Raw genomic sequence first — 12297 nt, forward strand, 5'->3', positions numbered from 1 at the left:
CGCGCGGTCTGTTGCGTCTTACATTGCGTGCGTTCCCGCAGGAGTCTACGTGGATTTTTCCTTAGTAAGTCATAAAAATTGTTTGGGTGCCTGGCACTCAGCATAATATCGGCTCCTAAATCGGTAAAATCCACTTCGCTTTCCGCAGGCACCGTGTAAGCCGCAACCCTCGCTGTCGCGCGGTCTGTTGCGTCTTACATTGCGTGCGTTCCCGCAGGAGTCTACGTGGATTTTTCCTTAGTAAGTCATAAAAATTGTTTGGGTGCCTGGCACTACTTTATTTACCTCAAAAACAGTAGGCGTTACTTATTTGTTTGGAGTGGGCGATACGACACTCCTGCAGAAACAGCACGAGCACAAAGCGTTCGCACGTAGCGGAAATCAACTGCAGTAGTTTAATTCTATAACTTTGTCTACACACTAAAGCGAGGCAGCCAACGATTGAACTATTGGCTGCCTCGCAATAAAATATGAAATTATTGTGACCTCGTTTTAAGCTCTTTTTAAGCTTCAGGCCCGATAATTGAAATTGCCGGCTCTGCTTTTAATATTTTAGCAATGAGTCTATCAACTGATTCCATTGTTACAGCATCAATTGACGCTAATACTTCATCTACCGAACGATGTCTTCGATGAACTAATTCACTTGTACCATTACGATTCATACGTGCACCCGTACCTTCAAGACCTAGCACAAAGCTTCCTTTTAGCTGTTCCTTAGCATTATCTAGCTCTTCCTCAGTTACGCCTCCCGCTACAATATCAAGCAATGTAGCGTCAATCGTATGTTGCAATTGCGAAAGCTGCTGGCGACTAGCACTGCCGTAAATCGTAAATGCCCCAACATCTGCATAGCATGATTGATAGGAGAAAATTGAATACGCTAAGCCGCGCTCTTCTCGTACCTCTTGGAATAGACGAGAGCTCATGTTTCCACCAATAATATTATTTAACGCAATAAAGCTATACATATCTGGATCTTTGACACCGATTGCCGGATAAGAAAGTGCTAAATGCGCCTGTTCCGTATCACGCGTTTTTGTAATTTCTCCTGGATGGAACTGTGGGTTTGTCAGGACAGGTACAACAGCAAGCGGTGAAGCCTCATAATGTCCGAACAAGTTTTCAATCGTTGTTAATAGTGAGGAAGAAATATTTCCTGCCACAGAAATTACAATTGATTGTGGTCCATAATGTTTAGCCATATATTGTCGAATCACATCTGCAGTAAATGTTTTTAATGTAGCTGCAGTCCCTAAAATTGGACGTCCTAGTGCATCATTTGGATACATTACTTCCCAAAGCTTTTCATGAACATCGTCATCAGGAGCATCTTCACTCATTAGTATTTCCTCTAGTACTACTTGACGTTCCTTCTCTAATTCTTCTTCCGAAAATGTCGAATTAAAGAACATATCTGCAAGGATTGTTAGGGCAAGCTCCGCATGATGATCCAAAACTTTCGCATAATAGCATGTGTTTTCCTTTGAAGTAAAGGCATTTAGTTCTCCACCTATACGGTCGAACTCCTCTGCTATTTGGCGAGCAGTTCGCGTTTTTGTCCCTTTAAAAAGCATATGTTCGATAAAGTGCGTAATCCCATTCTCCTCTGGAAGTTCATAGCGAGAACCAGCATTGACAAATATGCCAAGAGCAACGGATCTTACATGATCAATTTGCTCAGACACAATACGCAAACCGTTTTGACATGTATGTACTTGTACCAAAATAATTTCCTCCTTTTACAACCGTTTTATTTAAAAAAGGCTGCGCATCATACGCAGCCTTTTTTTATAAAATTATTTACCTTGTTCTGCGCGTTCTTTTTCTTCTTGAATAACTACTTTACGAGATAAGTTTACACGACCTTGTTTGTCGATTTCAATAACTTTCACAAGTAATTGATCGCCTAGTTTTAACACATCTTCTACTTGCTTTGTACGCTCTTCTTGAATTTCAGAAATGTGTAATAAGCCATCTTTGCCTGGGAAAATCTCACAGAAAGCACCGAATTTCTCGATACGTTTTACTGTTGATAAGTAGTATTCACCAACTTTTGCTTCACGTACGATATCTTCAATAATTTGTTTTGCACGTGCGTTCATTTCTTCATCTGCTGAAGAGATGTAAATTGTACCATCTTGCTCTGTATCAATTTTTACGCCTGTTTCTTCAATAATTTTGTTAATTTGTTTACCACCTGGTCCAATTACATCGCGGATTTTATCTGGATTGATACGCACGATAACAATTTTCGGTGCATAAGTAGATAATTTCTCACGTGGCTGTGCAAGTGTTGCAAGCATTGATTCTAAAATATGCATACGACCAATTTTAGCTTGTGTTAATGCTTCTTCTAAAATATTGCGTGATAAACCATCAATTTTAATATCCATTTGAAGCGCTGTTACACCTTTAGCTGTACCAGCTACTTTAAAGTCCATATCACCAAGATGATCTTCCATACCTTGGATATCCGTTAAAATGGAGTAATGCTCACCTTTTTTAATAAGTCCCATCGCAATACCAGCAACAGGTGCTTTTAACGGAACACCAGCATCCATCATAGCTAAAGTAGAAGCACAGATTGAAGCTTGTGATGTTGAGCCGTTTGATTCAAGTACTTCTGATACACAACGGATTGTGTATGGGAATACAGATTCATCAGGAATTACTGCTTCGAGTGCACGCTCACCTAAAGCACCGTGACCGATTTCACGACGACCTGGACCACGAATTGGACCAGTTTCCCCTACAGAGAATTGAGGGAAATTGTAGTGATGCATAAAGCGTTTAGATTCTTCTACACCTAAGCCGTCGATAATTTGTACATCGCCAAGTGCACCTAAAGTACAAATTGAAAGTGCTTGAGTTTGTCCACGTGTAAATAATGCCGAACCGTGCGTACGTTGTAATAGCCCTGTTTCAGAAGAAAGTGCACGAATTTCGTCTAGTTTACGACCATCTGGACGGATTTTATCTTCTGTAATTTGGCGGCGCACTTCGTCTTTCACCATTTTATCTAAAATTGTAAATACTTGTTTCATTGTTGTTTCATCAGCTTCTTGCTCTTCATAAGAAGCAATAATACGATCTTTTACTGCTTTAATTGCTTCATCACGTGCATGCTTTTCAGCAGTTTGAATGGCATCATGCATTTCAGTCTCACAAGCTGTTTTAATATCTGCTTGAATAGCTTCATCAATTTCAAACAATGTGACAGGTATTTTTTCTTTCCCTACTTCAGCAATAATTTGCTCTTGGAAAGCAATAATTTTTTTAATTTCTTCATGACCGAACATAATAGCTTCTAACATTACTTCTTCTGGTACTTCTAAAGCACCTGCTTCAACCATGTTAATAGCATCTTTGTTACCAGCTACAGATAAATGAACTGTTGAAATTTTAGACTGCTCCACTGTTGGGTTCACGACGAATTTACCGTCAATATATCCAACTTGTACTCCAGCAATTGGGCCACCGAATGGAATATCAGAAATTGCTAATGCTAATGATGAACCTACCATTGCTGCCATTTCAGACGTGCAATCAGGATCATTAGACATAACCATTGAAATTACTTGTACTTCATTACGGAAACCATCTGGGAACATTGGACGAATTGGACGGTCAATTAAGCGGCTTGCTAAAATCGCTTTTTCAGATGGACGACCTTCACGTTTAATAAAGCCGCCAGGAATTTTACCCGCTGCATATAAACGTTCTTCGTAGTTTACTGTTAATGGGAAGAAATCTAGTGGTTTTGGTGATTTTGACATTGTTGCTGTTGCAAGTACAGAAGTATCACCATAGCGTACTAATGCTGCTCCATTTGCTTGTTTTGCTAACTGTCCTACTTCAATTACAAGTGGACGGCCAGCCCATTCGTAGGAATAGACTTTCTTTTCGTTCATTCAATGAACCCCTCTCTATTATAAAAACACTTACTCGTCTGTATGTACTAATAGTAAGTGTACCAAAAATGCTTGTTCTATGCTAAATATTTCATGAAATAATCATACATTTAAATTCAGTTATTGCCAATTTATTTAGGATTTATTTCTTAATTTGGTTTTAATGGCGTTTTTGCTTGCTTTTGTGCTTATATTTGGCTATTTTTTGCTATTCATGTTTATAGTAGCCTACGTATAAAGATTATTTCGTTTTATTGCACTTAGTTATTCGCTTTCCATTTGCAAGTATCCATCTTGGTAAATACTTAAGAATAGCTAGAAAGTTTTATAAACATAAAGAAAAAGCGGGAATAATCCCGCTTTTCGATTGTCAATTAGCGACGTAAGCCTAAACGATTGATTAGTTCACGGTAACGTTGAACGTCAGTTTCACGAAGATATTTAAGTAAGTGACGACGACGACCTACCATTTTTAGAAGACCACGCTCAGAGTGGAAATCTTTTTTGTGTGTACGTAAGTGAGTGTTTAAAGCGTTAATTTCAGCTGTTAAAACTGCAACTTGTACTTCTGGAGAACCAGTGTCACTTTCGTGAGTACGGTACTCAGCAATAATTTCGTTTTTACGTTCTTTTGTAATAGCCATTTGTATTGACCTCCTAAATAATTTTTAATCCCCATTAGCACAGTAAACGTTGGAGTCATCGGTATACCGAGCTAAGGTTAAGCACTTTATGCACTTATGAATGTTACCATAAAATAAAGGGTCAAGCAAGTAATAACGTTGTTCTGGCAAACGTCCAAGCGTTTCAGACCTTAAGCAAATAGTGATGAGTAAGCTAAACGGTACTGTAAGAGAGAGTGATTCTATCCTATTTAATACCATTTTACTCTGCATCCATTTTGTCTATTCGATTACGTTAAAAAAGTGAATAGCCTCTTGTTTATCTTTTTCTATTTGTGTTTTTAACGCTTCGATTCCGTCGAATTTACGCTCGCTTCGAATACGTTTATACCAAGCAACATGTACTTCCTCGCCATAGATGTTTTTCTCGAAGTTTAAAATATGAACCTCGATAGACAGTTGCTTGTCATTGGGATCTTTAAATGTTGGTTTATAGCCTACATTACATACACCATCATACCAATTATTTTGCACAAGTAGACGAACAGCATATACACCACTCGCTGGAATGTATGTGCCCTCTAATGCTTGCACATTAGCGGTAGGGAAGCCTATTGTACGTCCGCGCTTATCGCCATGTACAACAATCCCTTTTATGTCAAAAGGTCGACCTAGAAGCATTCTTGCTGCCTCCATATCCCCCTCCTGCAATAACTTACGAATACGCGTTGAGCTAATTTTCTCAGTCGCGTCGGTTTTCTTATCGACAACTGTTACACCATATTCTCCATTACTTAATGCATGCATATCTTCCATTGTGCCTTTACCAAATGCACCAAACGAAAAATCAAAGCCTGCTGTAACGTGTTGTATGTTTAATCCTCGAATAAATGTATCAATAAAAGCAGCAGGTGACAGCTTTGCAAAGTCAGATGTGAAATGTACAACAAATACAGTATCTACACCTTGTTCTTCAAACAGCTGCAATTTCTGCTGTAATAATGTAATATAGAATACTTTTTCATTTCGTCCGCCTAGCACTAAAGATGGGTGCGGATCAAATGTCATGACGGCAGTTGAAATTTGTCGCTTTTCCGCCTCTTGCTTGGCAGCATCAATAACCGCCTGATGTCCAATATGTACACCATCAAAAAAGCCAATTGCCAATGAGTAAGGCTGTATGCTTTCTCGTTGCTGTAATTGGTGTGGGTATTTTAAATGAATGACCTCCATACAAAAAATCCTCCTACTCTATCGTCGGAAACATTTTATGTGGTTTCATGTACCCTTCCTTAGTCGGATGGGCTTGATAAACCGCAAATGCTTTTCCTTTGATTCCAAACACAATTTTATCATGCACCTTTAATAATGCATCTGCTGGAAGCACTTGTCCATTGAAAATTTCTTTTTCATTAGCGGAAGTTATTTCAATATATGGATAGTCTGATAATGCATATTCTACAGGAAGTATACATGTATTGATTTGTTCATTTTCCATTAATTCTGCAACTTGTGCCAGTGTAAAGCAATTGTCTTGCGTAAATGTACCTGATGCTGTTCGCACAAGCTCATGCATATGTGCAGGATAGCCAAGTGCTTCGCCAATTTGTACAGCAAGTGTACGAATATACGTACCTTTGCTACATGAGATCCTTACAGGAAATGTAATTTCATGCCCTTCGTAAGTTTCCTTCTCATCAAGTAACTCTAATGCATAAATTGTAACCTGTCTTGTTGGTCTTTCAACAGTCTCACCTTTACGAGCATATTCATATAAACGTTTGCCATTTACTTTTACAGCTGAAAACATCGGTGGCGTTTGATTAATGATACCCGTTAAGGATGCTAATACATCGAGTAGCTCCGCACGTGTAAACGACTTATTTGTGTTATCTTCTGCAACTGTTTCTCCTTCGGCATCTTCAGTTGTCGTTGTTCGCCCAATTGAAATCACTGCCTCATAAGTCTTACCTGCATCTGTTAAATATTCTGCGATGCGGGTTGCCTGTCCGATACAAATTGGAAGAACACCTTCCACTCCTGGATCTAATGTGCCCGTATGACCTACTTTTTTTGTCCTCAAAATTTTTCGTAATTTAAAGACGCAATCATGACTTGTCATGCCACGTTCTTTCCACAGTGGTAAAATACCATTCATAAAAAATCCCCCTTAAACAAAATTGCAAAAAAAAGTCTGCCTGCATGAAGATGCATGTGGCAGACTTTTACTGTTGTGCTTATTCTTTGTGTAAACCACGTAGTAATGAATCAATTCGGTTCCCATATTCAATCGATGAATCGAATTCAAAGATTAACTCTGGAGTTCGACGTAAACGAATACGAGAACCGATTTCTGAACGGATAAAGCCAGCTGCTTTTACTAAAGCTTTTAGCGTTTCTTCACGTTCACGTTCATTGCCTAAAGATGTAATATAAATTGTTGCTTGTTGTAAATCACCTGTTACATCTACACCAGTAACAGTAACGAAGCCAACACGCGGATCTTTAATTTTACGGCCAATAATATCACCAAGCTCTTTTTTCATTTGCTCAGCAACACGGTTTGAGCGTAGAGACATAATTAGTCACCTCAATTTCGATGTTCAAACATTTGCGCTACAGGCGAATGATGATGGCGCATGTTCATACGCCACATCAGGCTTCCTGCAACTATCGCAAATATCCTTACTACTTATAAATAGTCTCGCCACACATTAAGCTGTTCCCACGACGGATTTGACTCTAAATAATGAAGTGCATGATCGATTTCACGCTCCGCTGCTTCTTTTGAGGAAGAGACAGCAACAAGCGCTAATTTCGTTCGTTGCCATACATTTTGATGGTCAATTTCTGCAATGGATACATTAAACTTCTGTTTTGTGCGAGTAATCATACGCTGTAAAACAGCGCGCTTTTCCTTTAACGAATGGGCAGTTTGAACGATAAATTCTACCTCAACGTATACAATCATTATGCACGTTTAATTTCTTCCATAATGTAAGCTTCAATGATGTCGCCTTCTTTAATGTCATTGAAGTTTGTGATCGTAATACCACATTCGTATCCTCTTGCAACTTCTTTTACTTCGTCTTTGAAACGTTTTAATGTATCTAATTCGCCTTCGAAAATCACGACGTTGTCACGGATGACACGTACGCCTGAGTCACGTGTTACTTTACCTTCTGTAACGTAAGAACCAGCAATCGTACCTACTTTTGATACTTTAATTGTTTGACGAACTTCCGCTTGACCAATAATTTTTTCTTCAAATTCTGGGTCTAGCATACCTTTCATCGCTTGCTCGATTTCTTCGATTACTTTATAAATAACACGGTGTAGACGAATATCTACGCCTTCTTCTTCTGCTGCACGTTTTGCATTAATATCAGGTCGTACGTTGAAACCGATAACGATTGCATTCGATGCTGCTGCAAGAGAAATATCTGATTCTGTAATTGCGCCAGCGCCTGTGTGGATAATTTTCACATTTACGCCTTCGACATCAATCTTCATTAGTGAAGCAGCCATAGCTTCTACTGTACCTTGAACGTCAGCTTTAACGATTAAGTTTAACTCTTTCATTTCGCCTTGGCTCATTTGTTCGAATAAGTTATCAAGCGTTACACGTTGTTTTTCAGAACGTTGTGCTTGAATAGCTGTCATTGCACGAGTTTCCCCCACTTGACGAGCTGTTTTTTCGTCTTCGAATACAACGAAGCGGTCACCAGCTTGTGGCACATCGTTTAAGCCTGTAATTTCTACTGGCGTTGATGGGCCAGCTTCTTTCACACGACGGCCTTTATCGTTGACCATAGCACGTACGCGGCCATAAGCATGACCAACTACGATAGGATCGCCGACTTTTAATGTACCGTCTTGTACTAATAGTGTTGCAACAGAACCACGACCTTTATCAAGTTGTGCTTCAATTACAGTACCAAGTGCTAAACGATCTGGATTTGCTTTTAACTCTCCAACTTCGGCAACAAGTAAGACCATTTCTAACAATGTGTCAATACCTTCACCTTTTAATGCTGAAATAGGGACGAAAATCGTTTCGCCACCCCAAGCTTCAGGTACAAGACCATGCTCAGTTAATTCTTGCATCACACGATCAGGGTTTGCTGATGGTTTATCCATTTTGTTAACAGCAACAATAATTGGCACTTCTGCAGCTTTGGCATGGTTAATCGCTTCAACTGTTTGAGGCATTACACCATCGTCTGCCGCTACTACTAAAATTGTTAAGTCTGTTACTTTCGCACCGCGCGCACGCATTGTTGTGAATGCCGCGTGTCCAGGTGTATCTAGGAACGTAATCTTTTTGTCGCCTTCAGTTACTTGGTATGCACCGATATGTTGTGTAATACCACCAGCTTCTCCAGCAGTTACTTTTGTATGACGGATTGAGTCTAGTAACGTTGTTTTACCATGGTCAACGTGACCCATAATTGTTACTACAGGAGGACGTTCTGATAATTCAGCTTCATTAACTTCCTCTGTTTGTTCGAAGTGCGTTTCTAAATCCGTAATATCAACACGGATTTCTTCTTCAACTTCTACACCGTAGTCTGCACAAATTAACTCGATTGCATCCTTATCTAATTCTTGGTTAATTGTAGCCATAACACCAAGCATAAATAATTTTTTAATGATTTCAGATGGCTCACGGTATAATTTTTTTGCTAATTCAGCTACAGAAAGTGATTCAACAAATGTAATTTTTTCTGGTAATTCTTTTTGTTTCATTGGTATTGATGGTTGATGCGTTTTTGGATGACGGCGTTTCCCACCGTGAATTCCTGGTTTTGGACGTTGGTTGTATCCACCGCCGCCTCTACGATTATTATTATTATTATTGTTATTATTATTATTTTGTGTCATATTTCTATTTTGATTACCTTTAGTATTCTTAGATTTTTCGTTAGACGAATTTGAGTTTTGTTGCGTTTGTTGATTGTAATTATTCGTTTTCGGCTTAGAAGTAGCAGACTGCTGCTTTTGTCCATCTTGCTTTTTCACCGATTGCTGTGGTTTTTGTTGTCCATTCGCTTGAGATCGTTGTGTTACATTTTGAGTAGGCTGTTTTGCGTCTCTTTTATCTGTTGGTGCTTTAAATGATTGGTTTAACTTTACCACTGTATCGTTCTCTAACATTGACATATGGTTTGTTACACTCACATTTAATTTACTTAGCGCTTCAATAACCTCTTTACTCGATTTATTCACTTGTTTGGCATATTCATGAACTCTGATTTTGGTCATCTGCTCACCCCCGATTATTTTTCGTTGAGTAGACTAGACAATTTACTTGCAAAACCTTTATCGGTAATAGCTAAAGCCACTCGGGCCACCTTACCTGTAGCATGTCCTAGATCATAACGATCGCCAATTACATGATACTCAACGTTGTAATAAGTGCACTTATCTTGAATTTTTTTATTAGAGTTTTTAGAAGCATCGTTTGCTAGTAATACAAGCTTAGCATTACCATTGCGGACTTCCTTTACTACTAACTCTTCACCTGAAATAACTTTTCGGGCTCTAGCCGCTATACCAAGCAAATTAAACACTGCTTGATTGGTCATAAAATAGCCTCCCGACGAATGAGCAATAGTAGCTCTTCATAAATCTCTTCAGGAATTTTCGCTTCAAGTTGGTGCCCTAATACATTTTTCTTACGCGCAATGTCAACCGCCTGTTCAGACTTTGAAACATAGGCGCCCCGTCCAGGTTTTTTCCCTGAAACATCAACGCTTACCTCGCCCTCTTTTGAGCGAACAACACGAATCATTGCTTTTTTTGGTAGCATTTCTCCAGTAGCTACACATTTTCGAAGTGGTACTTTTTTATTAATCGTCATAAGAATCACCTTTCCTCTCTGAAGCTTCGTAAGAGGTGGACTAGCCATAACCAATACGGCAAGTTGGAATTTTGTGATTTGAACATTGTGGAGTACAATCACGCCTCTCAAAATTCAAGACCTTTGCCACAGTTTCTGGCTTTATTCAGTCGGCCTGGGAACGCCCACTGAATAAAGCCAGGTGACCAGTCACACGGGCTTTCTTACTTATTCTTCGTCGTCTTGATATAAGTCAACTGCAGCTGCTTCGAATTCGCTATCTTCAGCAGGTACGAAAGTGCTTGTTGCAGATGGATAAATACCTAACTCACGTGCATCTGTTTCACTTTTAATATCAATTTTCCAGCCAGTTAATTTCGCAGCTAAACGAGCATTTTGACCACGTTTACCTATAGCTAAAGATAATTGGTAATCTGGAACTACAACTGTTGTTGATTTTTCTTCTTCATTTACTTGCACATCTAATACTTTTGATGGGCTTAGTGCATTTGCTACGAAAACAACAGGGTCTTCTGACCATTCAACGATATCAATTTTCTCACCGTTTAATTCATTAACAATTGTTTGTACACGAGCACCTTTAGCACCTACACATGAGCCAACAGGATCAACTTCTTCGTTATGTGCATGAACAGAAATTTTAGAACGGTCCCCTGCTTCACGAGCAATTGATTTGATTTCTACAATGCCCTCATAAATTTCAGGCACTTCCATTTCAAACAAACGACGTAATAAGCCTGGGTGTGTGCGTGATACGATTACTTGTGGACCACGTGTCGTACGTTCAACTTTTGTAATATAGACTTTAATACGATCATGTGGATTGTATGTTTCGCCTTGGATTTGTTCGTTTTGTGGTAATGCTGCTTCTACTTTCCCAAGACCTACGTAAATGTTACGTGCATCTAAACGCTCAACAACACCAGTTACAATATCATCTTCTCGATCTACGTATTGCTCATAAATTAAACCGCGTTCTGCTTCACGTACACGTTGTGTAACGACTTGCTTCGCTGTTTGTGCAGCAATACGTCCAAAATTACGAGGTGTGACTTCTTGCTCAACAATATCTTCTAGTTGATAAGCAGGATTGATAGCCTTTGCATCTTCTATTGCAATTTGTAAACGATCATCGTCAACTTCTTCAACAACATCTTTACGTGAAAACACACGAATTGAGCCTTTGTCTAAATTTAAGTCTACACGGACATTCTGAGCTTGGTTAAAGTTGCGCTTGTAAGCTGTTACTAATGCAGCCTCAATCGCTTCGATTAACACATCTCTTGAAATTCCTTTTTGTTCTTCCAGCGCCGTTAGCGCATCTAACAAATCACTACTCATTTTATTTTCACTCCTAAATATGCATTATGCTGAAAAATCGATGGCAAGACGTGCCAAGGCGATTTTTTCTTGTTCAATTGTTACTGTAATTTTTCGGGTTTTAACGGGTACTTCCATCACTAATGTATGTTCATCATAAGATGTTAAGTAGCCTTGGAATTCCTTCATGTCCTTGATAGGCTCATAAGTCTTCACATAGATAAACTTGCCAACGGCTTTTTTAAAATCAGTATCTTTTTTTAATGGACGTTCTGCACCTGGTGAAGATACCTCTAAATAATAATTTTGTGTAATAGGATCTTTTTCATCCAACAGTAAACATAGTCGTTCACTAACTTGAGCACATTGGCCAATGTCAATCCCACCCTCAGGTGTATCTACATAAACACGTAAAAACCAGTTACGTCCTTCTTTCACAAACTCAACATCCACCAACTCAAGATTTAACTCTTCGACAATTGGTGTAGCAAGTTCTTCAATTAAAGATGGTACTTTGCTCATTGTTTCCTCCTGCGTTTTTCAATTTCAGGCGTAATAAAACAGAAATTCCACCAGT

Annotated in this window: 12 protein-coding genes; all 12 read right to left on the reverse strand. The window is 39.0% G+C overall.

Translation table 11 applies throughout. The annotated features are described in order from the left end of the window. Window positions 1-503 precede the first annotated feature (503 nt). Complete coding sequence (locus ACQKNX_RS13465) at window positions 504-1727, reverse strand: M16 family metallopeptidase (protein ID WP_427429322.1); 1224 nt, start codon at window positions 1725-1727, stop codon at window positions 504-506. 72 nt (window positions 1728-1799) lie between these two features. Next, window positions 1800-3914 (reverse strand): polyribonucleotide nucleotidyltransferase, encoded by a 2115-nt coding sequence (gene pnp, locus ACQKNX_RS13470; RefSeq protein ID WP_427429323.1) that lies wholly within the window; start codon window positions 3912-3914, stop codon window positions 1800-1802. A gap of 374 nt (window positions 3915-4288) precedes the next feature. After that, window positions 4289-4558, reverse strand: a complete 270-nt coding sequence (gene rpsO / locus ACQKNX_RS13475) for a 30S ribosomal protein S15 (RefSeq protein WP_008178982.1) — start codon at window positions 4556-4558, stop codon at window positions 4289-4291. A 261-nt stretch (window positions 4559-4819) separates the two neighbouring features. Beyond that, window positions 4820-5770, reverse strand: coding sequence for a riboflavin biosynthesis protein RibF (gene ribF / locus ACQKNX_RS13480; protein ID WP_427429324.1), 951 nt, complete (start codon window positions 5768-5770; stop codon window positions 4820-4822). Between the two features lie 13 nt (window positions 5771-5783). Beyond that, on the reverse strand, window positions 5784-6695 hold the full coding sequence (gene truB / locus ACQKNX_RS13485) for a tRNA pseudouridine(55) synthase TruB (protein WP_427429325.1): 912 nt from the start codon (window positions 6693-6695) through the stop codon (window positions 5784-5786). Between the two features lie 79 nt (window positions 6696-6774). Continuing rightward, window positions 6775-7116, reverse strand: coding sequence for a 30S ribosome-binding factor RbfA (rbfA, locus tag ACQKNX_RS13490; protein WP_024361990.1), 342 nt, complete (start codon window positions 7114-7116; stop codon window positions 6775-6777). Window positions 7117-7229: 113 nt separating this feature from the next. Then, window positions 7230-7508, reverse strand: coding sequence for a DUF503 domain-containing protein (locus ACQKNX_RS13495; RefSeq protein WP_427429326.1), 279 nt, complete (start codon window positions 7506-7508; stop codon window positions 7230-7232). Further along, window positions 7508-9802, reverse strand: coding sequence for a translation initiation factor IF-2 (infB, locus tag ACQKNX_RS13500; protein ID WP_427429327.1), 2295 nt, complete (start codon window positions 9800-9802; stop codon window positions 7508-7510). Before infB ends, ACQKNX_RS13495 begins: the two co-directional genes overlap by 1 nt. Before the next feature lie 14 nt (window positions 9803-9816). Beyond that, a complete protein-coding gene (locus ACQKNX_RS13505) occupies window positions 9817-10125 on the reverse strand; it encodes a YlxQ family RNA-binding protein (protein ID WP_427429328.1) in 309 nt (102 codons plus the stop codon). Further along, window positions 10122-10400, reverse strand: coding sequence for an RNase P modulator RnpM (gene rnpM, locus ACQKNX_RS13510; protein WP_427429329.1), 279 nt, complete (start codon window positions 10398-10400; stop codon window positions 10122-10124). The genes ACQKNX_RS13505 and rnpM overlap by 4 nt, the downstream gene beginning before the upstream one ends. A 207-nt stretch (window positions 10401-10607) precedes the next feature. After that, window positions 10608-11741 carry a transcription termination factor NusA gene (gene nusA, locus ACQKNX_RS13515; protein ID WP_427429330.1) on the reverse strand — a complete coding sequence of 378 codons (1134 nt, stop codon included), beginning with the start codon at window positions 11739-11741 and terminating at the stop codon, window positions 10608-10610. 24 nt (window positions 11742-11765) lie between these two features. Then, window positions 11766-12242, reverse strand: a complete 477-nt coding sequence (gene rimP / locus ACQKNX_RS13520; protein WP_340825805.1) for a ribosome maturation factor RimP — start codon at window positions 12240-12242, stop codon at window positions 11766-11768. Between the last annotated feature and the right edge of the window lie 55 nt (window positions 12243-12297).

Origin of the sequence: Lysinibacillus sp. NPDC093712, from assembly GCF_050280025.1 — a bacterium.
Taxonomy (GTDB): domain Bacteria; phylum Bacillota; class Bacilli; order Bacillales_A; family Planococcaceae; genus Lysinibacillus.